The organism is Pedobacter sp. UBA4863 (assembly GCF_002399615.1).
Classification (GTDB): Bacteria; Bacteroidota; Bacteroidia; order Sphingobacteriales; family Sphingobacteriaceae; genus Pedobacter.
The window spans coordinates 144,876-167,646 of sequence record NZ_DHDZ01000046.1 but is presented as its reverse complement, the minus strand read 5'-3'; the positions used below and the strand labels follow the sequence as shown (position 1 = coordinate 167,646).

Here is a 22,771-nt window from a genome sequence, read left to right as displayed (position 1 = left end):
TACGCCATGTGTCCCCCTTTGGAGGGGTAAGGGAGAGGATAACTAATTAAAGCAATAATGCACTACGGGTTAATATCATTTTTAAACAGTTCCCTAGTTTTATTTTAACAGGGATATAACAGGGACATTACAGGGCAGTTATAGGAAAACAACAGGCTTATATCCGTATAATCTTCCTATTATCTTCTTTTAAAATTATTGTTATATTTAACTTAAATATCAACTAAATATGTTTTTGTAGCTTGTAAAAAATTATTGTTATGGCTATTGGCAAAAATGGAATTAATGGCAGTTTTAAAGGAAAGATTGGCAACGTAGTAGGCTATCATCTTAACGGGCAACAGGTTATTCGTAGCACACCACGAAAGCGAACAAGCCAACCCAGTGCAAAAGAATTACTTAATCGCTTAAAATTTTCGGTATCACAACGTTGGTTGGCGCCACTTACCGATTTTTTGCGGATTGGTTTCAAGGACTATCAACCCACTTACGAAGGTTTTGTGGCCGCTAAATCATACAATCAAAAAAATGCAATGGTTTACGAGGAAGGCAAAGGGGTTTTCATAAATCCGGCACTGGCCTTGGTAAGCTTTGGTACGCAAGTCTTGCCGCTTAGTGCCAGTGCTGTTGCGGGTAAAGACCAGAGGGTTATTTTTACTTGGAGCACCGAAGTGCCAGCGGCCTACAATGACCAAAGCATGTTAGTTGCTTACGACATTGAAAACCAAAAAGTGAGCTACAACGCGGCCGCGTCGCCCAGAAATTCTGGCATCGCTACCTTAAAACTCGCAAAAGAAGATCAAGGAAAAACTTTTCATCTTTATTTGGCATTTATTGCCAATGACCGCTCTGCCAAAAGCAATAGTAGGTATTTAGGTAGCGTGGTGATTATCTAAAGGTATTGTTCGTTTTATTTTCAACACGGCTCACTTACTGCATGGATAGCATTTGCTATGTAGAGCCGATGTGATGACCTCTATTACCTTGCAAGCTGTTTAAAGAAAAAGTAAACGTACTTCCTACACCTAAATTGCTTTTTACCGAAATCTTGCCGTTTTCTTGTGCAACAAACATCAAAAGCTCTTTGCGACTCATTTAATAAGTAGCCAACATCTTTCTGCCATCAACTTTAGATACCGACAAAACAACACTTAACAGTCTTATAACCAATAACTATTAAACTACAAGTAAAAGCTATATTGAAATTTAAGCTTCTGAAATTTCTAAAAAACTTTTTCCTACTGGTTAAAACATATAAATTAGGGTTTAATCTTTTATAATTATGGGAAAATTTGAAATTACAACTAGAAAAAACGGCGATTACCAGTTTAACCTGAAAGCAGGAAACGGACAAGTGATTCTATCGAGCCAAGGCTACAACGCCAAAGCTGGTTGTGAAAACGGTATCGAATCTGTAAAGAAAAATGCTATTGACGACAATCGCTACGATCGCTTAGAATCATCCAATGGTAAGCCTTATTTTAATTTAAAAGCCAGCAACGGACAAGTTATAGGGTCTAGCGAAATGTACGAAAGTGTTGCCAGCATGGAAAACGGAATAGAATCGGTTAAAAAAAATGCTCCCGATGCCACTATTGCTGATTTAACGACATAACCTATTATTTAATACCTCGTAGGCTTTATTTTTCAGCTAAGTGCTACGGGGTTAAAAACAAAACACTGTCTTGATTTTGCCTCACTTTCAGTATCAATGTACTAAGCCACTCCCTATCCTGCCATAGCTTACCTCCAAATAAACTGACATAAAAAAGACATCTCTAAAAATAAAGCATTTTATTTAGGCATAACTCCTTTGAAAACAAGAACAAAACATTTAAAATAAGCAACTTAAGTAAAAACACCAACCCAAAACCAGATTATTGCCAACTTCTATTTGGAATGGTTTTTGCTGTAAAGAAATCGTTCAAAAACACACAACAAAACATAACATTTTCAGTAATTTATCTTTCGGTAATGCATAAAAAAACACTACTTTTGCAACACTGAAAAACAAAACGAGGATCAATATAGTATAAATGAGACAACTCAAAATAACCCAATCCATTACCAATCGCGAAAGTCAGTCGTTAGACAAGTATTTACATGAGATTGGCAAAGTGGATTTAATTACAGCCGAAGAAGAAGTAATTTTAGCTCGTAAGATTCGTGAAGGAGACCAAGCCGCTCTTGAAAGATTAACAAAAACCAATTTGCGTTTCGTAGTTTCGGTGGCGAAACAATACCAAAATCAAGGTTTAACGCTCGGAGATTTAATTAACGAAGGAAACTTAGGTTTGATTAAAGCAGCAAAACGTTTTGATGAAACTAAAGGCTTTAAATTCATCTCTTACGCCGTATGGTGGATTCGTCAATCGATTTTACAAGCTATTGCAGAGCAAAGCCGTATTGTACGTTTGCCGCTAAACCAAGTAGGTTCGTTAAGTAAAATCAGCAAAGCTTTCTCTAAATTAGAGCAAGAATACGAACGTGAACCTTCGCCAGAAGAATTGGCAGATATTTTAGAAACCACGGTTGATAAGATTTCTGATACCTTAAGTAATTCTGGTCGTCACGTATCTATGGATGCGCCGTTTGTTCAAGGTGAAGAAAATACATTATTGGATGTATTGGAAAACCACGAGCCAAACACCGACAGCAACTTAATCAACGAGTCGCTTTCTGAAGAAATTAAACGTTCGTTATCTACTTTAACAGAACGTGAACGAGAAATCATTGTTTTGTTTTTTGGCTTAAGCACCAATCATCCGCTTTCATTAGAAGAAATTGGTGAAAAATTTAATTTGACCCGCGAGCGTGTTCGCCAAATTAAAGACAAGGCACTACAACGTTTACGTCACACTTCGAGAAGTAAAATCTTGAAATCATATTTAGGCTAACCACCGCTTAGTGTATTTTCAACACACTGTAAAACAATATTTTAAAATAAAAATAAAACAAAAAAGATTGGGCAAACACCCAATCTTTTTTACTTTTGCAGCATTTCTAACCCAAATAATTTTGTTGTATGTCTAATAAATATCAGTCGGAGTTTCAGAACTGGATTGAAAAAGAGAAAAAAGCATTAGAGCTTATTAAATGCGTAGGCCACCTATGGTTCGATAGGTCTATTGAATTGGTGCTTTTCCGTAAGCCTTTGTTTGATGTGGGCAGTAGCGAAATTTTAGCCTACCACCAATACGCTAAAGAAATTAGCGGCAAAGACATTTCTATTTACGAAACATTAGAATTGGCCAACACCATTGCAAAATCTAGCTTGGCACCGTCGCGTATAGATATTGGCCGATTAGCCTCTGAATGGCTTGACGAGAGCAACACGCAAGCTAGCATGCATGATTTCGTTATCAGCAAATTGGGCAAGCATATTGGCAAAGACAAAATCAATTTAAAACCAAAAGACGTAGTGCTGTATGGCTTTGGACGTATTGGCCGTATTGCTGCAAGGGAATTAATTGTGCAGGCCGGAAAGGGCGAGCAATTACGTTTACGGGCCATTGTTACCCGTAGCTATAGCGACGAAGAATTAACCAAGCGTGCCGAACTATTACGAACAGATTCTATACATGGGCCTTTTAACGGCACCATTGTAGAAGACCACGAAAACAAAGCGCTAATTATTAATGGCCAAACCATTTATTTAATTGCAGTTAAAAACCCAGAAGAAGCAGACTATACCCAATACGGCATAAAAGATGCTTTAGTAATTGATAATACCGGTGTTTACCGTGACCGTGAAGGCTTGAGCAGGCATTTGAGCGCTAAAGGCGTAAGCAAGGTTTTATTAACGGCTCCGGCCAAGGGCGATATTCCAAATATTGTTACCGGAATTAATGACGGAGATTTTGATTTTAAGGAAGAAGCTATTTTTTCTAACGCATCTTGTACCACCAATGCTATTATTCCTGTACTAAAAACAATAGAAGATAATTTTGGCATCGAAAAGGGACATATCGAAACCGTTCATTCTTATACTAACGATCAAAACTTGTTAGATAATTACCATAAAAAATATCGTAGAGGGCGTTCGGCTGCATTAAACCTGGTAATTACCGAAACCGGTGCCGATAAGGCCGTAGCAAAAGTACTTCCGCTATTGGCAGGCAAACTAACAGGAAATGCTGTTCGTGTACCTACACCAAATGTTTCTTTGGCTATTTTAAACCTCTCTCTAAATAGCGAAACTACTAAGGAAGCTATTGAAAACGTATTAAAACAGGCTTCACTTTTTGGCGACCTTTCTGAGCAACTAGAATATTCTGTTTCTAATGAACTGGTAAGTACCGATCTAATTGGCAACAGTCATGCTTCAATAATTGATGGCCCGGCAACCATTCTTTCTAAAGATGGAAAATCGGTGGTATTGTACGCCTGGTACGATAATGAGTACGGTTATACCAGACAGGTAATTCGTTTGGCCAAGAAAATTGCAGGCGTAGTAAGGTTAACTTATTATTAACATAACCCGTTTGCATTATCAATAAAACAATAAATAATTGATATACAAATATTTGTACATGAAGTTTAAATCCTCCCCCTGCCCCCTCCAAGAGGGGGATATGCAAATCGTATAATTATACACCATGTGGCCCCCTTTGGAGGGGGCAAGAAGGAGGAGAACTAACTAAATCAATTAATGCACTAGGGGTTAACATAATATTTAAATAGCCACAGATAGCACAGATTTAAAATACAAACCTCATTGAAAAGTATCATCTGTGTATCTGTGGCTACATCACCTCTTTATCATCTGTATCTTTTCCAAAATCAACTGTGTTTTTTCTGGAGATACCGGAATAGATATATTGTCTTTCATAAACAGACTTCCACCATCTGTTTTACTGTAAGAACTGACATAGTCTAAGTTTACAATGTAAGATTTATGGCCTCGAAAGAAATTACTGTTTTGACATAAAATATCTTCAAAATTCTTGAGATTTCGACTTACCATAAGCTTGGTTTTATCTTGCATATTCACTTCCGAATACGCCCCCTCTCCTTTAACGAAAACAATCTGTTTTATATCAAGAAAAATAAGGGAGCTACCAGACGGCACTGCAATTTTGTCAATATGAGCATTTGCCACATTTTGCTTCAATAAGTTATAATTTTGTATTTTTTGCTTTTGTTTCTCTACCCGTTTAACTGCATCAACCAGCTCTTCTGGCACGATAGGCTTTAAAAGATAGTCAACAGCCGAAAACTTAAATGCCCTTAGTGCATATTCATTATAAGCAGTAGTGAATATAATGCTGAAATCCACCTCGTTCTCATCGAAAAAATCTAAAAGTTCCAATCCGCTATGTCCAGGCATCTCAATGTCAAGCAGTACAATATCTGGTTTAAATTTTCTTATTGCTTTCACTCCTTGCGACAAGTTTTCGCATTCTGTCACCAAAGTAACACTGGGACAATACTCTTGAAGGAGCAACGATAAACTAATTCTGGCCCTCCTCTCGTCATCTATTATTACTGCTGTTGTCATTCTTAATTTATTAACGGAATTTCTATTGTAACCTTTGTACCTAAACTATTTCCAGCAACGCTTGCTTTATCAAGATATTCGATGTTTATTTTACAAGACAGTTCCTGGTTTAACAAATCGACTCTGTTTTGGATAGCTCCAGTTGCGAAAGACTGATGTTTATTGTTTTTTATCTTGTTCAATTCGGCACTCTTATGCCTACCAATACCATTATCATCAATCACAACTTTTAATACATTTTCAGTTTTATTAAAAATTATTGATAATTCTTTTTGCCCCTCTTTGTGTAACAAACCGTGCTTTATGGCATTTTCGATATAAGGCTGTAACAACAAACTTGGTATGCGTATTTCCTCATCTTTATTTATACCATTGGTTATAATTTGATAATCGAAATCTTCGTTAAACCTTGCTTTTTCTATATCTAAGTAAAAACCGATCATTTTTATTTCCTCATTCAAATTAATAAACTCATTTTCAGACATCTCTAAAATAGTTCGAGTTAATGCAGAAAATTTAGAAAGATATCCTACGGCTTGTTTTTTATCGCTCGCTAAAATGTAAGATTGTATAGTGTTTAATGCGTTATAAAAAAAATGAGGGTTCATTTGCGATTTTATTGATTTCAATTTAGAAAGATTAAGGTTCTTTTCTAGGTTAACTCTTGCCAACTGCATTTGGTTCTGCTTATCTTTTTGAGCAATTTTATATCTATACACTCCATAAAAAACACCCAATAAAACCGCGAACATTAGCAACAAAAACAAATTAGATAGCCAAAATGGCTTAGCAATTGTAAACGAAACCTCTTGGAAATATTCTTTATCTGTAACTAGCTTAAACCCTACATTATATTTACCAGGAGAAAGCGAACTCAACTTTAAGCTGCCCGATTTTTCATCTAGCGGCAGCCATTTATTGTAATTTATGCTATAAAAAGCCGCATACTTTTCATTTGGAGTGTACGCTAATAATGAATAACGTATATCAATATTATTTTGCCAGTATTTTAAGCTTTCCAGCTCTTTTACAGCAAAAACGCTGTCTTTTATAATTACACCTTCTAGTACTAATGAAGTATAATTCTTCATCTGCTTTGGCTTATTATTTTGTAGCAAAATTCCTTTCGCAGTAGCAAAAACAAGATAATTACGATACCTTTCTATGTCTGATATCTCGAAATCATGCCCCAAATTGGTATGGTTTACAATTTCATCTTTAATTAAATCATATTCATAGATATCGGATAAAGTCATTATGTAAAGCGATTGCCCAATAAGCTTAATTTTACTGGCTTGTAACGCATCATCCTTAATATTTAATCGCAACTCCGAAACCTTGTTTAAACTATCTATCACATGGACCCTACCATTGGTTGCCAAACCGTATACTTTTGTTTTATAACTTTCGAGCAATTTAAAATACAAACTATTGTTTTGGTGTTTTATTTCATCTTGCAATTGTGGAGTTCGATAAAAAAGCCCAACATTGGTAGCATAATATAGCGTTTTGTTACAGCTGTTAAACACCGTAGCTTTTCCATTTATCTCTCTAAACAATCCAACTTCTGTAAAATTACCTGGCGATTTTGGTTGCTCACTCAAAAACAAACTATCCCAATCGCTGGTTTTATTGCTTTTTCCTATTTTAAATATTCCAGAATACCCACTCGCCGCAAAACTAAAGTAACTATCATCTACCCTCTTTACATCTTTTACGGCTACATGCACTTGTTTTTTAACCTTATTGTTTTCATCCAACCAAATGAATCTATTAGATGTAAACATGATATGATTACCCAAACTGTCGGCATACAATTGGTTAATAGCATGATTACTTTCTCCTTTATAAAGTAGTTTTTTGGAGTAGTCGTTTAAATTGAATCGATAAATACGTTCATCTTCGGTAGAAGTAACAATGCCATTTTTAACTGCGCTCATCCGTACTGGTCTTGGCTGCATTTCTAACAACATATTTTTTAAATCTGGAACTAAAAGTACGCCCCTGTTTAAAGTAGAAAACCAATAATTACCTCTATTATCTTTAAACGTAGCCGAAATATTGAATGCTTTAAAATATGGTTGATAGTTCTGATTTTGCAAATTTTGAAAAACACCTTTAGGCGTAGCTAACCAAAAATTACTGTCTGTGTAAGATACATTTTGAACAAAACTGAGATGAGATGGTCGTTGCTGTTTTACAAATTTGCCATTTGGTAGCAGCAGATAATTAAAACCAAGTAATTTTGATAAAAACAACATCCCCTGCGCAGAAGGCTGTAAGATGATAGAATGCCCCAAGTATTCGTAAAAATCTGTTGGCAAGGCTATTTTTCGTGTTTTTTCCCCTTCTTCAATTTCATACAGAGCACTGGTAAGCACGTAAAATTTATTTTTAACTATATCGCTAGAAGATAACTGAACTTCGTTAATAGCGATATGCGAATATGGTTTCAGTGTTTTCAAATCGTAAACAGCAACGCCTTGCTTGGTTATTTGATACAGATAATCATCGGTTATACCATATTTAAAATACCCTATCGGATTTTTATTTTTTAGGGCACGTAATTTTCCATTTTGTACATAGTACAAATAACCATCAAAGTTACTGTACCAAATTCTACCGTATTTATCTTCGCCAATGCACGAGCCAGCTCTCGATGTTTGCTCATCAGAAAAATATGTTTTAAAAGTAGTACCATTATACCGGCACAAACCTTCATCGGTAGCAAACCATATATATCCTTTTTTATCCTGAAAAATATCATAAACACTGTTAGATGGCAATCCCTTAGACTTATCTATGATATAATAATAGGGATCTTGGCCAAAAGCATATTGGCCAAGGAAAATAAGTAATACAGTAAATAGGTTTTTAGGTAAATACATTTGCTGAACAAAAGTAATTATTACTACAATATAGAAATACTCCAGTTAACAAAACCCCATTGAGCATTAACGAAACACTTGATATGGTTTCTTTGTGATGCTACTTTACATTTTTTATCTATTATCTCTCGTTTTCTATTTTCGTTAACCCATATCGCCATTTGGTAAACTTAAGCTGAAATAGGAGTAAAACACATTACAAATTTGTGTTGTAAAATTAACTTTTCAGTAAAGTCCAAATCTATGCAACTTATCAAGTTCGTTTTCGGCTTCTTGAAGTTTGTCGTAACAAAATCTATTCACTAAAAACATATTGTATATGAAAAAATTATTTACTCTTTTATCATTCGGTTTATTTGCCATTACAACAAACTTGAAGGCACAAACCATAACTACCTATGCAGGCTCTACACAGGGTTATGCCGACGGCATAGGAGCAGCAGCCCAGTTTTACCATCCTTACGGCATTGCACACGATGGTGGTGGTGCAGTTATAGTAACCGATGCCGGCAACAACAGGGTGCGCATGATATATTCTAACCAGCAAACGGCATTAAGAGCCGGCAGTGGCAACACCGGAAACATTAACGGCACTGGTGCCGCAGCCTGGTTTGGCTCACTTGGCGGCATAGCCAGAGATGGTTTTAACAATGCCTTTATATGCGATGCAAGCTATCACGTTATTAAAAAAATAACCTCGGCAGGTGTGGTAACTACCGTTGCCGGAAGTGGCACAGTCGGCAATACAAACGCAACCGGTACTGCCGCTCAGTTTAATACACCTTATGGCATAGCATCTGATGCTAACGGGGTTTTGTATGTAGCCGATACCTACAACCACCGTATCAGAAAAATCACTACCGCAGGCGTGGTAACAACCTTGGCAGGCGGTTCACCCGGGTATGTAGACGACACAGGTATTGCCGCCAAATTTACCTTCCCCAAATCAATTGCTATAGATGCCGCCAACAATGTATATGTAGGCGAAAATACAATGGTAAGAAAAATTACCCCCGCAGGTGTAGTTACCACCCTGGCCACAGGCTTTAACGGCGTTGAGGCTATTGTGGTAGACAACAGCGGAAACTTATATATAGCCGATGCTTTTAACTTCCGGATTAAAAAAATTACCCCGGCCGGCGTTGTAACCAATTATGCAGGTACGGGAGTTTCGGGCAGTACAGATGGCGATGTTTCGGTAGCTGCCTTTGGCCCAATTACAGGTATGGCTATTGATAAAAGTACCAATATATTATACCTTGCCGACCATAACAACAACCGAATTAGAAAAATTATGCCGGCAGGCGCTGCAACTGCCCCTGTTATTGGCAGCACAATAAATGCAGTGGCTGGTGTGTTTGGTGCCGATATATCGTACACTTTAACCGCTAATAACGCAAGCACCACAAGCATTATAAAATACGGACTGGCAAACAATGCCTTAACCAGTCAAAAAGCAGGTTTTTCGGCCGTAGGCGAAACACCAACTTCACAAACCGTTTCCGTTTCCGGTTTGCAGTCCAACACCACCTATTATTATCAAATTGAAGCAACAAACAGCGAAGGTACGGTTGCAAGCAGTATTTTAAGTTTTACAACCGATGAAGAGGTAAACGGACCGGTTACAGCCGGGCTAATAGAAGAATTTAAATTTAACACTGCCCCTTTTACTGGAGAAATAAACCCAAGTATAATGTTTGGTGGTAATGGAACAGTAACCCTAGTAGCCGGCAGAACCAACAACCCTGGCGATAACGCAATACACATTGAACGGAATGCGACTGCAACTACCAATATACCAAATTTACCTTATAGCAATAACCCAAGGTCTTTCTCTTTTTGGGTAAAGTTAGATGAATATAGTGCCGTTGCAGGCGGCGTGCTAAATTTTGTATTCGCTTATGGAACTCCCTTTAACAATCAAGCTAATGGCATATCGGTATCTGCAACCAACACCATATTTTTGGGCCATGCAAACGATTATTCTGTTGCAAACCCCACACCTTTAAACACTTGGACACATATTGTTGCCACTTACGACGGTACAACCGCAAAAATATATAACAACGGTGTGCTTAAAGGCTCGCAGGCAATAGCTTGGAATACCGTAAACAATAACAATAGTTTTTTATTAGGGGTGAGCGCCAATGGCGAAAATTGGTTTCAGGGTGCAATAGACGATTTTAAAATTTACAACAGAGAAATAAGTTCCACAGAAGTAGGCTATTTATACAACGGTGTACTACCTGTTAATTTAGTTTCTTTCACCGCCAAGGCACAAAATAATGCTGCCTTACTAAACTGGGAAACAGCATCAGAAACCAACAATAGCCATTTCGTTATTAAAAGAAGTACTGATGGTGTTGAGTTTAATGAAGTAGCCAAAATTGGTGCTAAAGATGCTAACGGAGCCAACTACCAATATGTTGATAACAGCCCGGCTGGTAACACAAATTATTACCAGTTGTTACAGGTAGATTTAGATGGAAAAACGACAGATTTGGGAGTTAAAACAGTTAGTTTCTCTATTAAAGATGCTGTAAAGGTATTCCCTAACCCAACAGCAGACAAAGCAGAAATAACTTTTAACGCAGGCAGTTACCATAATGCTAAATTAACCGATATGAATGGTAAAGTTTTGTTAAGCATTAGCATCAGTAAATTACAACAAGGCATCACGTTAAACGTACACAACTATCCTAAAGGACTGTATTTATTGCATTTAACAGGAGAAAAAGAAAATTCAACCCAAAAAATAATTAAACATTAGTCTCAAAACAAAATCTCCCACAAATTCTGGGAGATTTTGTTTTTTATAGCAGAATCTAAAAATCTGCCAATTTCGGCTTAGTTTTTATAATTTCTTCTATTTTCTCCATTACATCATCCGTTAATACTGGTAGCACCTCTAACACCTGTAAGTTCTCTTGCAATTGCGGCACTTTAGAAGCCCCTAAAATTACCGTACTCACATTTGGATTTTTTAAGCACCAAGCAATAGACAATTTCGCCAAAGAAACATCCAGTTTATTAGCCAAAGCTTGTAAGGCTGTTGCTTTTTCCATCCTATCGGCTGCCAAAGTTCTATCTTTCAGCCACTCTAAGCCCTGCATCCCTAAACGAGTACCTTCTACGCCATTATTTGTATATTTTCCAGAAAGAATTCCCGAAGCCAATGGCGACCAAATGGTAGTGCCTAAGCCGTGGTTATTAAATAAGTGCAAATATTCGTTTTCTAATTTCTCACGCTCAAACAAATTGTATTGTGGCTGCTCCATTGTAGGGCCAATTAAATTGTATTGTTTTGCCACAGCTATAGCTTCCATTATTTCGGCCGCACTCCACTCTGAAGTTCCCCAGTATAGAATTTTACCTTGCTGCAACAAAGTATTCATTGCAAATACAGTTTCTTCAATTGGCGTGTTTTTATCTGGGCGATGACAGAAATACAAATCCAGGTAATCTACCTGTAAACGTTTCAAAGCAGCATTACAAGCTTCAATTACGTGCTTACGAGATAAACCTACCCTATTGGGTCCTTTATTCTCGGTGCCAAAAAAAACCTTGCTAGAAATAACAAACGATTCGCGTTCCCATTTTTGGTGCTTGATAATGTTTCCCATTACAATTTCCGATTTCCCTTCGGCATACCCTTCTGCATTATCGAAGAAATTCACGCCAGCATCGTAGGCTACGCCCATCAATTCATCGGCGGTTTTATCACTAATTTGGTTGCCAAAGGTAAGCCAACTACCAAACGACAGGGCACTTACCTGTAAACCCGATTTTCCTAATCTTCTATATTCCATTTTATGAAAATTTTATGAAGCAATTTAGCTAGTTATTCTCAAAGGAAAAATCACGGCTTAAGATTTTACAAAAACAAAACTTTATTCCTATATATTTTTAACTTTAAACTTTCAAACAAAATTGGATGAAAAGATTATTTTTAATTATACCTCTGGCATTGCAACTAGGTTGCGGCTCTGTTAAGGAAGCAAAAACGGCTAACAACCAATTATTAAAAGATGTTGAGATACTGTCGTCTGATGAATATGAAGGTCGTAAATCGGGTACAAAAGGAAGCGAACTATCTAGAGCCTATCTCGTAAAAAGACTGAAAGAAATTGGTGTAGAAGCTCATCCCACACTGGGAGCTTACGAGCAAAACTTTGAGATTAAGGGCAGAAACAGCATCACCAAAGGCGTTAACCTTATCTCCCATGTAAAAGGCAAAACAGATGACGTAATCGTAATATCGGCTCATTACGACCATATTGGCATTATTAAAAACGAGGTTTATAACGGTGCAGATGATAATGCTTCTGGCGTTGCCGCATTACTAAGTTTTGCGAAATACTTTAAAGAGCACCAGCCTAACAACACATTGATTTTTGCATTATTTGACGCCGAAGAAATGGGCTTACAGGGCGCCAAGGCATTTGTTGCCAATCCGCCTGTTGGTTTAGAGAAAATAAAACTGAACATTAACATGGATATGATTAGCCATAACGACAAAGGCGAGTTATATGCCGTAGGGACTTTCAAATACCCTCAATTAAAAAAATATCTCATTACCACCAACCCAAACATTAAACTATTGCTAGGGCACGACGACCCTAAGCTAGGGCACGATGACTGGACTAACCAAAGCGACCAAGGTGCATTTAATGCCAAAAACATTCCATTCATCTATTTTGGCGTAGAAGATCATAAAGACTACCATAAAGCAACCGATGAGTTTAAAAACATTAACCAAGCGTTTTATACCGATGCGGTAAGTGTAATACAAGAAGTGATTTTAAATATCGATAAACAAAGGGATATTCAAAGTATTTTTAGGGAAAACCTACAAATGAAGAAACAGTAGAAACAAAAAATCCCAACTTTAAAAAGTTGGGATTTTTTGTTAGAAATCTATATCAACTATTGAGTTTATAGGTACATGAACATTATTTTTTAGCTGTAAATATTTTTCGGTAACAGACCAAACTGTTGTGCTCACTTTCTTAATGCCTTGTTTAGTATTAAAGGCAATATAGGCCTTCGATTTAAACTCGTTCCCTAGCCTTTGTGCATAAGAAAGTTTAGCTAACATCTCTTCCGACAGCTGTTCGTCTGCAGGTATAAATTCGTGTGCGTTTATTTCCTCCTTCTCTATTAATTCGCCAATCATAAGCATTATTTTTTTGTGTAAACAAGCTTAATAAATTTTAATAAGAATGGCAATACAACATCTAGAATTTTAGTGCCATAAATTGTAAAATTTTACATACTTAAACAATTTTTGCTTACTTATCTTTTTGTTTTGGTCGGTCAATCATTCCTACAAAATCTTCTTTTCCGGCTCTATGCTTACCTACAATTTTCGAATTATTTAAGATGTTGGTAGGTTTAGCCATTACAGTAGCTTTTGATATCTTACCCGAACCAGAAGATTGTACGCTAACTCCAGGAGCTAAAATAGCCAAAGCTTGCGCCAGATATGCCTCTTCCGGGTCGCCAAAATCATGGCTTATATCATCCCAAAGATTAGGGTAGTTTCCAGAATTTTCATCATAATCTGGTTTCATGCCGTCATAATATCCTCCTATACCATTTGCATTTTTCGATTCAAACATCGAAAAATACACTTCGTATCTATTTTCAATAACAACTGGAAAAAAACCTATCGGTTTACCATAAGTAGTTTCACCCACCAGTTTTACATTTAAGTATGGTCTTAGCGAATTAATAACCAATTCGCTGGCCGAAGCAGTATTGTCTGTTACCAGAAAAACGATATTTTGAATATTGTTTAAACTTCCCTTCTTGTTAAAATAGCTTGTATTTCCAGCTACAGAATAGTCTGAATTATCATGATAATTTGCTATTTTTCCGTTATGATATACAATTTTGCCACTGGCATTAACAATTGGCTGATTTTTCATAATAGTTGCATTTCTATTTTGCATGGTACTGTTATAATACTCGGCATACATCATCTTTCCTGTTAAAGACGAAGGAGCGATTAAATTAATCAGATACTCCGCTGTCATCACATATCCCCCCCCGTTATAGCGCAAATCCACTATCAAATCTGTAACACCGGCACCAACAAACTCGTTAAAAACAAGATCTAAATCATTATCTGATGGTGCGTTTCCATCGGGATTTGACAATACAGAAAACCGGGCAAAATTAAGATAGCCTATTTTTTTTGCTCCGGCAGTAAATATTTTTTTCGCATAAATAGGACTGCTTTTGTATGACACCTTACTTAATGTTACCGTTTTAGTTATTTTAACAGGGGGATTGGCCACCAAACCCGCAATGCTTACCAATTCCAATGATACACTAGACGCTGCAAGCGCAGCATTTAATTCTACTTTTTCATTAGAGTAGTTTGCGCCATAAGCTTTACTGCCAATTTTAGAAATAAGCCAACCTCTTTTAACGCCAGCCTTATCGGCAGGCGAATTTCCATAAACAGCCGTAATAACGGGAAGATATGAGCCATCTTTATTCAAATAAGAAACAACCCTTAGCCCCACATCATTACCATTTCCCGATAAATCTACCGCCATTGCTTCGTTCTTTATAATAGTTGCGGTAGGATTAGGATTATCTAATGTTTTATCTGAAATAGTCGAATATTTTGGCCAGTTCTGATAAACACCCTGATTTTTATACACATCGTATTTGTTTAAAGAATAACCAGCAATTCCAAATAGTTCATTTTCATATTTATCTAAATCTGTACTTCCAGTAGTATATTTACGTGGGTTAAAAACATCATAAGTAGGCAACTTGTCATTCCAGTAATAAACTTGTTTGGCATAAAGAAAAATAGAATCTAATGACAACTCTGTTCTGCTTGCAACAGGTTGTGGGGTGGATTTACTCTTTTTACAAGATCCAAAAGCCAAAGCTGATACTGTAAATAATATCAAGAAATATTTTTTATTCATTTTCATAGTTAATAATCAACACTAATTAACGAATTATTTTTCACAAAATTTCTGTTACAGAAACTTTTTCTATCATCGAATCTACTGCACTATTCGCGTATTGATTTGGAGATAAAAACACTACTGTTTCCTCTTTACCAAAGCCCTGTTCTTTTAGCAAGTGAGCTATGGTCTCGTCCACATCATTATTGTACTCTACTGTAAAATACAACTTCAGATATTTCTCTAACCCGTTCCATTCTATCTGCTTAATTTTATTGAGGGCTTCTGCCGGATTTCCTTCCGCCAGAATAAACAGTTGCTTTCTGTTTACCACCACTTCTTGCAGAAGTTCTAAAACCTTTTGAAATAGCAATAACTTTAACGGTAACCGGGCTGTCTCGAAAAGTAAATTAAAATTATGCTCGTATTTATCTGGAATATTAAACTTAGCGGCTGTTTTATTAAAAAGTTCCTCTTCACCTTTTTCGGTATAATACTCGCTCATAAAATCGATGACAGCCTTGGCATTAATTTGTTCTGTGTATTCGATAAACTCCGCAAATAGATAATAAACCTGTAACAGATAATCTTTTTTGGGGTAAAGCGCATCATCTAGGGTAATAATAAGCGCTTTTTTAGTTGATAAATATTTTTCAAATGACATGTAAAAAAGTTAAAAGTTGAAAACTCTACAAAGGATTGGCAATTGAAATTAATGCAAGTTCCCCAGTTTTAGCATCAAAAGAATAAGCTCCGTTTAAGCTATTGTCGGCCTCCACGTTACTATTGGTAGAAGTATAAATTATTGTGCCTTTATCAAAAACGCACCAATCTTTAAATTTTGTTAGGCTGGGCTGTGAATTTTCTGGCAATAAAACTTTCAAACCAAATTCATCAAATAGCACTAACGATTTAGACAAAGCTGCTATTTCCGCTTCATAGATCGGCAACAAAATATCAACTCCGTTATCTAAGCATTTAGTTAATAAATTATGAGCCAAAATAGTTGCATTCCACTCTCCTAGCCCAACAAAAGTAGAAGAATTAGTATTGATATTGGGCATATCACCGTAATCTCCCAAAAGAATTTCGGCACCTTCAAATGCTTTTATCAACTTTAGGGCAGTTACTGTTTTACCACCTGTAATTAGAATTTTCAAATTTTATATAATTGTTTAATGGGTGATTTATTTAATCGGTTAATTGGGAATTGTCAATCGCAAATATCTTATGCAATTAAGCAGCTGATTAATTTCTACGATCAAACAATATTTCCATCTTTCATGGTTACTACCCTATCACTAATTTTGGCTAAATCGTTATTATGGGTTACGATAACAAAAGTCTGTTTAAAATTATCACGCAAATTGATGAATAACTGATGAAGTTCATCTGCATTGGCAGAATCTAAATTACCAGAAGGCTCGTCTGCCAAAACAATAGCCGGATGGTTGATTAACGCTCTTGCCACCGAAATACGCTGTTGTTCGCCACCAGAGAGTTCGTTTGGTTTATGCAAAGCCCGTTCTTTTAGTCCAAAAAGATCCAACAGTTCAAATGCTCTTTTTTCGGCATCTTTTTTACTCTTTTTTGCAATAAAGGCTGGAATACAAATATTTTCTAAGGCATTAAACTCGGGCAATAAATGATGAAATTGAAATATAAACCCAACATTTTGGTTCCTAAAAACACTTAAACTTTCTCCAGACAACTTGCTCACCTCTTTCCCCTTTAACGTTACAGTGCCTGCATCGGGTTGGTCTAAGGTTCCCAAAATGTGGAGCAATGTACTTTTACCAGCTCCCGAAGCACCAATAATACTTACAATTTCTCCTTCGTTTACTTCAAAATCTACCCCTTTTAATATTTGAAGATTTCCGTATGCTTTTTTTATCCCTTTGGCTTGTAACATGGTACAAATGTAGGTTAATTGTTGGAAGGTTGAAAAATTGGACGGCTGAAATGTTGAGTCTATATCTTAAAATAGCTGACCTTATATTTTTCAAAAAAATTTGTAAATCAAAAATCTTTTACTAACTTTGAAAAACAAAGTACTTTTAACATGAACCAAAAAGAGCAATTAGCAGCCCTAAGTGATATTAGGAATATCATGAACCGTTCATCGAGATTTATCTCGTTAAGTGGTCTTTCTGGCGTTTTTGCTGGAATAACGGCATTAGTAGGCACTTATTTTGCCCATCGGGCAATTGAAAGTTATTTGGCAGGCAATTTAGGCTACGGTTTAGATGCGGATTCTAATATTGAATTTGAATTACTAAAAATTGGGATTTTAGTGTTAATTGTAGCTTTACTTGGCGGTATTTTTTTCACCTACAGGCAAAGTAAAAAGAAAAAACTCCCTATTTGGGATAAAACTAGCAGAAATCTTTTGGTTAACTTGGCCATTCCATTAATTTGTGGTGGATTTTTCGTTATCGCTATTTTACTTAATCATAGCAATGCGGTTGCTTTAATTGCCCCAAGTACATTAATTTTTTACGGTCTAGCCCTTATCAACGCTAGTAAATACACCTATTCAGACATTAGATTTTTAGGAATTTGTGAAGTTGTACTTGGTATTATTGCCATGTTTAATATTGGATTGGGATTGTATTTTTGGGCCTTTGGTTTTGGTGTGCTGCACATTTTATACGGCTGCATCATGTACTTTAAATATGAGAAGGATTAACCTTTTTTAAGTGACACGTTAGAAACAATAAGTTTTAAGTGATAATTTTTGGTTGTTAATTTTCTAATTAACTAAAAAACCAAACATCCAAAAAACTAGAGATTAAATGAAAAACCCAATACAGGCACTGAACAAGATTTTTGATAGTAGGATTAGACTGGGCGTAATGTCGGTGCTAGTGGTAAACGATTCGGTAAGTTTTAACGACCTGAAGCAACTGTTAGAACTAACAGATGGCAACCTTGCCTCTCACTTAAATACCTTAGAACAAGCAGAATATATTAAAACACATAAAACTTTTATTGGACGTAAAACTAACACCACATATACCATTACCGAATTAGGCAAACAATCTTTTAAAGGGCATTTAGATGCACTAGAAAAGATGATTAAAGGAATTTAATTTTTTTTACACTGCAGCTTTGAAACACAAAGCACTTTATATTAACTTTAAATAATCAAATCATGGAAACAATGACAACACCCAAAACATCGATCAAACAAAGATTAATGATTACTTTCGCTATGATCGCTCTAATACTAGCTATCCCTTTAGTAGCTATGCAATTTACCAACGAAGTAGATTGGAAGCTATTTGATTTTGTAATTATGGGTAGCCTGCTAACCATTACAGGCTTAGCTATTGAACTGGTAACTCGCAAAGTTAAATCGAGCCAATGGAGGTTTATAATTTGTGCGATAATTCTATTTATCTTATTTCTTATCTGGGCAGAGCTTGCCGTAGGTATATTCGGTAGTCCTTTTGCGGGAAGTTAATCCCTTTTTTTGAATTTACACTTTGAAATACAAAGCGACTTAACTAATGAAAAACAAAGATAAACTCTTGATGATTACCATTGCTAGGCAATGTGCACGATATTCGTTGATTGGCGGAACATTAATTTTCATGCTTTTTGCCCTTACCCGCCAGCAGTGGGCATTGGTTACAGGACTCATCTTTGTTCTAACCTGCATAGCCATAAATGGCATTATTATGCTGATACTATTAATGCACTTAATTGGTGCCAAGCAGCACAAAAACAACCTACTTCGTGCCCTCTTATTAATACTCATCAATATTCCTATTGCAGTACTATTCGGTTGGCTAACCGTCCAGATTGCTCAATTATTCGACCTAAATCTATAACATCATGAAACAACAAATTGATTACCGATTGCCACTTATTTTTATAGGCGGGCTAATATTTCAGTACCTTTTTTGGAAAGAATTTTTAGGGATAAATTTATTAATCTATACCTTATTTATATTTATTATAACACTTACTGATAAGGGTATTCCTTTTCACAAAAACAAAGTTTATACCGCCCTACCCCACTTGTCCATAGCAATTTACATTAGCTATAACAACTCGATCTTAGCCACTATAACTTGGTTTATTACACTATTTATTTACTTGGGCACACTTCATTTCCCACTATTAAAATCTGCCGTAACGGCCATGCTATTAGGTATATTGCAAGCGGTTAGCGGGCCTTATGGCATTTTCAGTAAACTACAAGCCACTAAACTTGGCACGATTAACTTCAAGCCGGTAATAAAACCAATCAAGTACATTGTTTTACCTCTTTTAATGGTGATTATATTCTGCACTTTGTACAGCACTGCCAATCCAATTTTCGCAAAATACACTCAACTCATTGCAGATAGTATCGCTCAATTTTTAACCCAAATATTCAATTTTTTATTTATCGACATCAGCATACCAAAATGCTTGTTTATCCTCTGGGGAATTTTTATTAAGGCTGGCCTCATAGTGGGCATAAAAAGTAAATTGTTAGCTGAAATAGAACTTGAAGAAAACGACCAGCTCACCAGAAAACGTAGCGATAAGAAAACTTCATGGTTTCTCCAAGATTTCAGGATACTTTTAGCTGGCAACCAGACCCAAAAAAGCTTGGCGCTAAAAACCGAAAATACAGTAGGCATTATTTGCTTTATTATGCTAAACCTGCTGTTAATGTTATTAAATGGTATTGATATTTATACGCTTTGGTTAAACAATGTGGTTACGACCAAAAATTTTTCTGCAGCACTTCACGATGGAACAAACACCTTAATTTTTAGCATCGTAATTGCGATACTCATTATCGTATATTTTTTTAGTGGCAACCTCAACTTCTACAAACAAAACAAATGGATTAAGCTATTAGCCTACATTTGGATAGCACAAAATGCTTTTTTGGTCGCTTCGGTTTTTCATAGAGATTATGATTATATTTTTTACCATGGCTTAACCTACAAACGCATTGGCGTAGCCGTTTTTGCTACGTTGAGTTTAGTTGGCCTAGTTACAGTTTACCTTAAAGTTGCCCAACAAAAAACGGTGTTCTACTTATACAGATTGAATGCAAAAGTTTGGTACTTGTTAATTATAGTTTTGAGCTTTATTAATTGGGATGTTTTTATAGTTCGCTACAATTTAGCTAAGGCAGATAAAATTGGTATTGATGTGGATCATTTAATGACTTTATCGGACAAAACTTTACCGATATTGAACGAAAACAGGGATTTTTTGTTAAGGCACGTAGTGATAGAAACGGAAAGTAATAAACGGACTTATGGTAAAACCGAAACCGCTGATAGTGTTGTTAAGTTGGCAGACAGTGAGATGATAAAACCACAGCTGAGCGATGCAGAACTTAAAGCGCAACGCATTAAACAGGCTAAAGACTATTTTAACCAAGAGTTAGATAATAGAATTGATAGATTTTTAAAGCAACAAAAAAGTGTTTCTTGGCTATCGTTTAGTTATTTGGAATGGAAAGCAGTGGAGAATTTGAAGAAGACAAATTAGATTTTAAGTCCTAATAACTACGCTCTTAAGCTCTTACATATTTGCAATCTGAAAGCACTATCTTAGAATTTTCAATCGGATGTACCTATTTAACTTAGGTATGGGTTATAAATTACCACTTCGCGATTACAATTCACGAAGAGCGGGTTGTGTTTGCGTAGTAAGATTGACGAGCTTTAATGCAGTGCCTCTGTTAACAAAACCCGATTGAGCGGATTAGCCCGCAGCAAGTGAAGCGCAGCGAGGACTATGAGCGAAAGCGGGACTACATTGGCCAAGAACCACCCTCCCAACATTTTCAAAAAATAGGCAAATATTTATCACAAAAATTCAACAATCCATTAGTTTAACAATAACATCTCAGCAACATTGCGACTTCTTTACACATAATTCGATTTTTCTATTGGCATAAAGGATTTGAAATTGTAGATTTGGGCAAATTTTAAAGAAATGAATATCCACGAATATCAAGGTAAACAAATTCTAAAGAGTTTTGGCGTTGCTATACAAGAAGGCATTGTTGCTGATACAGTTGACCAAGCTGTTGAAGCCGCTAAACAAATGAAAACTGACTTTAACTCTGACTGGGTTGTGATTAAAGCACAGATCCACGCTGGAGGTAGAGGAAAAGGTGGCGGCGTTAAGTTGGCCAAAAATTTGGATGAAGTAAAGCAAAGAGCTACCGATATTTTGGGAATGCAGTTGGTTACGCCTCAAACTGGTGCCGAAGGTAAAAGAGTAAACAAAATCTTGGTTGCCCAAGATGTATACTACCCAGGTCCATCAGAAACTAAAGAGTTCTACATGAGCGTTCTTTTAGATCGTGCTGCTGGCAAAAACATCATCATGTACAGTACCGAAGGTGGTATGGACATTGAAGAAGTTGCTGAACACACCCCACACTTGATTTTTAAAGAAACCATTGACCCTAAAGTTGGCTTGCAAGGTTTTCAAGCTCGTAAAATTGCTTTTAACTTGGGCTTAACTGGTGTTGCACATAAAGAAATGGTGAAATTTGTTGCTGCTTTGTACAAAGCTTACGATCAAACAGATTCTGCCATGTTCGAGATTAACCCGGTATTAAAAACTAGCGATGACAAAATTATTGCTGTTGATGCGAAGGTTGATTTAGACGAGAATGCCTTATACCGTCATCCAGAGTACGCTGCAATGCGTGATAAGTTGGAAGAAGACCCAACAGATGTTGAGGCTAGCGAAAGCAACCTTAACTACGTTAAATTAGATGGTAACGTAGGCTGTATGGTAAATGGTGCTGGTTTGGCAATGGCTACCATGGATATCATTAAATTAGCCGGTGGCGAGCCTGCTAACTTCTTAGACGTAGGTGGAACTGCTAACGCTACTACAGTGAAAGCTGGTTTCAATATCATTTTGAAAGACCCTAACGTAAAAGCAATCTTAATTAACATTTTTGGTGGTATTGTGCGTTGCGACAGAGTTGCACAGGGTGTAATTGATGCCTACAAAGAAATTGGCGACATTAGAGTTCCAATTATTGTTCGTTTGCAAGGAACAAATGCTGAAGAAGCTAAAAAATTAATTGACGAGTCTGGCTTGAAGGTTTACTCTGCTATCTTGTTAAAAGAAGCTGCAGATTTAGTTTCTGAAGTACTAGCTTAATCAGGAAGTTTCCAGACAGAAAAGTCCGAAAGATATATTTTCGAAGGCCAGTTGAGTAATCAGCTGGCTTTTTTTTGTTTTTGTCGTCATCTTGATCATAGCGGAGAGATTTTTGAATATTTCCGTCTTTTTATAAAATTAGAAAAGCAATTCCAGTAATTCTTCGTTTACATCAGCCCCCGCTTTTCGCTTCAATCTTTTTGTATTCCGTTCACCGTCATTTCGAACGCAGAGAGAAATCTGTTCGATCGTAGCTTCTAACTTGAGATTTTTCCTCGTTCCTCGTCGAAATGACGCAACAAAAA

The 22,771-nt window shown here is 36.4% G+C and carries 21 protein-coding genes; 12 read left to right on the top strand and 9 right to left on the bottom strand.

Going from position 1 to position 22,771, the window contains the following annotated elements; translation table 11 throughout:
- Positions 1-260: 260 nt before the first annotated feature.
- On the top strand, positions 261-896 hold the full coding sequence (locus B3I52_RS12715; RefSeq protein WP_293301806.1) for a DUF6266 family protein: 636 nt from the start codon (positions 261-263) through the stop codon (positions 894-896).
- 55 nt (positions 897-951) lie between these two features.
- Here the strand turns inward: B3I52_RS12715 and B3I52_RS12710 are convergent, their stop codons facing one another.
- Positions 952-1,095: a hypothetical protein gene (locus B3I52_RS12710; protein ID WP_293301804.1), complete on the bottom strand. Its 144-nt coding sequence runs from the start codon at positions 1,093-1,095 to the stop codon at positions 952-954.
- A 187-nt stretch (positions 1,096-1,282) separates the two neighbouring features.
- Between B3I52_RS12710 and B3I52_RS12705 the strand changes: the two genes are divergently transcribed.
- The 3 genes from B3I52_RS12705 (at position 1,283) to B3I52_RS12695 (ending at position 4,474) form a co-directional block, all read left to right on the top strand.
- On the top strand, positions 1,283-1,615 hold the full coding sequence (locus tag B3I52_RS12705; RefSeq protein ID WP_293301802.1) for a YegP family protein: 333 nt from the start codon (positions 1,283-1,285) through the stop codon (positions 1,613-1,615).
- 421 nt (positions 1,616-2,036) lie between these two features.
- Positions 2,037-2,897 carry a sigma-70 family RNA polymerase sigma factor gene (locus B3I52_RS12700; RefSeq protein WP_055130013.1) on the top strand — a complete coding sequence of 287 codons (861 nt, stop codon included), beginning with the start codon at positions 2,037-2,039 and terminating at the stop codon, positions 2,895-2,897.
- Positions 2,898-3,025: 128 nt separating this feature from the next.
- Positions 3,026-4,474: a glyceraldehyde-3-phosphate dehydrogenase gene (locus B3I52_RS12695; protein WP_293301800.1), complete on the top strand. Its 1,449-nt coding sequence runs from the start codon at positions 3,026-3,028 to the stop codon at positions 4,472-4,474.
- Positions 4,475-4,750: 276 nt separating this feature from the next.
- Here the strand turns inward: B3I52_RS12695 and B3I52_RS12690 are convergent, their stop codons facing one another.
- Together B3I52_RS12690 and B3I52_RS12685 are read right to left on the bottom strand one after the other, a co-directional pair.
- On the bottom strand, positions 4,751-5,500 hold the full coding sequence (locus tag B3I52_RS12690; RefSeq protein ID WP_293301798.1) for a LytR/AlgR family response regulator transcription factor: 750 nt from the start codon (positions 5,498-5,500) through the stop codon (positions 4,751-4,753).
- Between the two features lie 2 nt (positions 5,501-5,502).
- Positions 5,503-8,388 carry a sensor histidine kinase gene (locus tag B3I52_RS12685; RefSeq protein WP_293301796.1) on the bottom strand — a complete coding sequence of 962 codons (2,886 nt, stop codon included), beginning with the start codon at positions 8,386-8,388 and terminating at the stop codon, positions 5,503-5,505.
- Positions 8,389-8,707: 319 nt separating this feature from the next.
- Here B3I52_RS12685 and B3I52_RS12680 point away from each other — a divergent pair, with 319 nt between their 5' ends.
- Positions 8,708-11,158 carry a LamG-like jellyroll fold domain-containing protein gene (locus B3I52_RS12680; RefSeq protein WP_293301794.1) on the top strand — a complete coding sequence of 817 codons (2,451 nt, stop codon included), beginning with the start codon at positions 8,708-8,710 and terminating at the stop codon, positions 11,156-11,158.
- A 55-nt stretch (positions 11,159-11,213) separates the two neighbouring features.
- Here the strand turns inward: B3I52_RS12680 and B3I52_RS12675 are convergent, their stop codons facing one another.
- Positions 11,214-12,197: a potassium channel beta subunit family protein gene (locus tag B3I52_RS12675; protein ID WP_293301792.1), complete on the bottom strand. Its 984-nt coding sequence runs from the start codon at positions 12,195-12,197 to the stop codon at positions 11,214-11,216.
- A gap of 125 nt (positions 12,198-12,322) precedes the next feature.
- Between B3I52_RS12675 and B3I52_RS12670 the strand changes: the two genes are divergently transcribed.
- The gene (locus B3I52_RS12670) at positions 12,323-13,258 is read left to right on the top strand and encodes a M20/M25/M40 family metallo-hydrolase (RefSeq protein WP_293301790.1); all 936 of its coding nucleotides are present in this window, start codon (positions 12,323-12,325) and stop codon (positions 13,256-13,258) included.
- A gap of 39 nt (positions 13,259-13,297) precedes the next feature.
- Here the strand turns inward: B3I52_RS12670 and B3I52_RS12665 are convergent, their stop codons facing one another.
- From B3I52_RS12665 to B3I52_RS12645, 5 genes are all read right to left on the bottom strand, one after another.
- Positions 13,298-13,564: a hypothetical protein gene (locus B3I52_RS12665; protein WP_293301789.1), complete on the bottom strand. Its 267-nt coding sequence runs from the start codon at positions 13,562-13,564 to the stop codon at positions 13,298-13,300.
- Between the two features lie 115 nt (positions 13,565-13,679).
- Positions 13,680-15,344: a S41 family peptidase gene (locus tag B3I52_RS12660; protein WP_293301787.1), complete on the bottom strand. Its 1,665-nt coding sequence runs from the start codon at positions 15,342-15,344 to the stop codon at positions 13,680-13,682.
- A 34-nt stretch (positions 15,345-15,378) separates the two neighbouring features.
- The gene (locus B3I52_RS12655) at positions 15,379-15,984 is read right to left on the bottom strand and encodes a haloacid dehalogenase (RefSeq protein ID WP_293301786.1); all 606 of its coding nucleotides are present in this window, start codon (positions 15,982-15,984) and stop codon (positions 15,379-15,381) included.
- 25 nt (positions 15,985-16,009) lie between these two features.
- A complete protein-coding gene (locus B3I52_RS12650; protein ID WP_293301785.1) occupies positions 16,010-16,480 on the bottom strand; it encodes a hypothetical protein in 471 nt (156 codons plus the stop codon).
- 101 nt (positions 16,481-16,581) lie between these two features.
- A complete protein-coding gene (locus B3I52_RS12645) occupies positions 16,582-17,232 on the bottom strand; it encodes an ABC transporter ATP-binding protein (RefSeq protein WP_293301783.1) in 651 nt (216 codons plus the stop codon).
- Between the two features lie 150 nt (positions 17,233-17,382).
- Here B3I52_RS12645 and B3I52_RS12640 point away from each other — a divergent pair, with 150 nt between their 5' ends.
- The 6 genes from B3I52_RS12640 (at position 17,383) to sucC (ending at position 22,466) form a co-directional block, all read left to right on the top strand.
- The gene (locus B3I52_RS12640; protein ID WP_293301781.1) at positions 17,383-18,009 is read left to right on the top strand and encodes a hypothetical protein; all 627 of its coding nucleotides are present in this window, start codon (positions 17,383-17,385) and stop codon (positions 18,007-18,009) included.
- 106 nt (positions 18,010-18,115) lie between these two features.
- Positions 18,116-18,412 (top strand): winged helix-turn-helix domain-containing protein, encoded by a 297-nt coding sequence (locus B3I52_RS12635; protein WP_293301779.1) that lies wholly within the window; start codon positions 18,116-18,118, stop codon positions 18,410-18,412.
- A gap of 62 nt (positions 18,413-18,474) precedes the next feature.
- A complete protein-coding gene (locus tag B3I52_RS12630; protein ID WP_293301778.1) occupies positions 18,475-18,786 on the top strand; it encodes a hypothetical protein in 312 nt (103 codons plus the stop codon).
- A gap of 46 nt (positions 18,787-18,832) precedes the next feature.
- Complete coding sequence (locus B3I52_RS12625) at positions 18,833-19,156, top strand: hypothetical protein (protein ID WP_293301776.1); 324 nt, start codon at positions 18,833-18,835, stop codon at positions 19,154-19,156.
- Positions 19,157-19,160: 4 nt separating this feature from the next.
- Positions 19,161-20,825: a DUF4173 domain-containing protein gene (locus B3I52_RS12620; protein ID WP_293301774.1), complete on the top strand. Its 1,665-nt coding sequence runs from the start codon at positions 19,161-19,163 to the stop codon at positions 20,823-20,825.
- 450 nt (positions 20,826-21,275) lie between these two features.
- Positions 21,276-22,466 (top strand): ADP-forming succinate--CoA ligase subunit beta, encoded by a 1,191-nt coding sequence (gene sucC / locus B3I52_RS12615; protein ID WP_293301772.1) that lies wholly within the window; start codon positions 21,276-21,278, stop codon positions 22,464-22,466.
- The last annotated feature ends 305 nt before the right edge of the window (positions 22,467-22,771 follow it).

Excerpts from the sequence above, each read along its gene's own strand:
- sucC (WP_293301772.1), top strand. The coding sequence starts at position 21,276 with ATGAATATCCACGAATATCAAGGTAAACAAATTCTAAAGAGTTTTGGC.
- B3I52_RS12700 (WP_055130013.1), top strand. The coding sequence starts at position 2,037 with ATGAGACAACTCAAAATAACCCAATCCATTACCAATCGCGAAAGTCAG.
- B3I52_RS12625 (WP_293301776.1), top strand. The coding sequence starts at position 18,833 with ATGAAAAACAAAGATAAACTCTTGATGATTACCATTGCTAGGCAATGT.
- B3I52_RS12705 (WP_293301802.1), top strand. The coding sequence starts at position 1,283 with ATGGGAAAATTTGAAATTACAACTAGAAAAAACGGCGATTACCAGTTT.
- B3I52_RS12715 (WP_293301806.1), top strand. The coding sequence starts at position 261 with ATGGCTATTGGCAAAAATGGAATTAATGGCAGTTTTAAAGGAAAGATT.
- B3I52_RS12645 (WP_293301783.1), bottom strand. The coding sequence starts at position 17,232 with ATGTTACAAGCCAAAGGGATAAAAAAAGCATACGGAAATCTTCAAATA.
- B3I52_RS12690 (WP_293301798.1), bottom strand. The coding sequence starts at position 5,500 with ATGACAACAGCAGTAATAATAGATGACGAGAGGAGGGCCAGAATTAGT.
- B3I52_RS12655 (WP_293301786.1), bottom strand. The coding sequence starts at position 15,984 with ATGTCATTTGAAAAATATTTATCAACTAAAAAAGCGCTTATTATTACC.
- B3I52_RS12685 (WP_293301796.1), bottom strand. The coding sequence starts at position 8,388 with ATGTATTTACCTAAAAACCTATTTACTGTATTACTTATTTTCCTTGGC.
- B3I52_RS12635 (WP_293301779.1), top strand. The coding sequence starts at position 18,116 with ATGAAAAACCCAATACAGGCACTGAACAAGATTTTTGATAGTAGGATT.
- B3I52_RS12660 (WP_293301787.1), bottom strand. The coding sequence starts at position 15,344 with ATGAAAATGAATAAAAAATATTTCTTGATATTATTTACAGTATCAGCT.
- B3I52_RS12675 (WP_293301792.1), bottom strand. The coding sequence starts at position 12,197 with ATGGAATATAGAAGATTAGGAAAATCGGGTTTACAGGTAAGTGCCCTG.
- B3I52_RS12640 (WP_293301781.1), top strand. The coding sequence starts at position 17,383 with ATGAACCAAAAAGAGCAATTAGCAGCCCTAAGTGATATTAGGAATATC.
- B3I52_RS12620 (WP_293301774.1), top strand. The coding sequence starts at position 19,161 with ATGAAACAACAAATTGATTACCGATTGCCACTTATTTTTATAGGCGGG.
- B3I52_RS12695 (WP_293301800.1), top strand. The coding sequence starts at position 3,026 with ATGTCTAATAAATATCAGTCGGAGTTTCAGAACTGGATTGAAAAAGAG.
- B3I52_RS12665 (WP_293301789.1), bottom strand. The coding sequence starts at position 13,564 with ATGATTGGCGAATTAATAGAGAAGGAGGAAATAAACGCACACGAATTT.
- B3I52_RS12710 (WP_293301804.1), bottom strand. The coding sequence starts at position 1,095 with ATGAGTCGCAAAGAGCTTTTGATGTTTGTTGCACAAGAAAACGGCAAG.
- B3I52_RS12680 (WP_293301794.1), top strand. The coding sequence starts at position 8,708 with ATGAAAAAATTATTTACTCTTTTATCATTCGGTTTATTTGCCATTACA.
- B3I52_RS12670 (WP_293301790.1), top strand. The coding sequence starts at position 12,323 with ATGAAAAGATTATTTTTAATTATACCTCTGGCATTGCAACTAGGTTGC.
- B3I52_RS12630 (WP_293301778.1), top strand. The coding sequence starts at position 18,475 with ATGGAAACAATGACAACACCCAAAACATCGATCAAACAAAGATTAATG.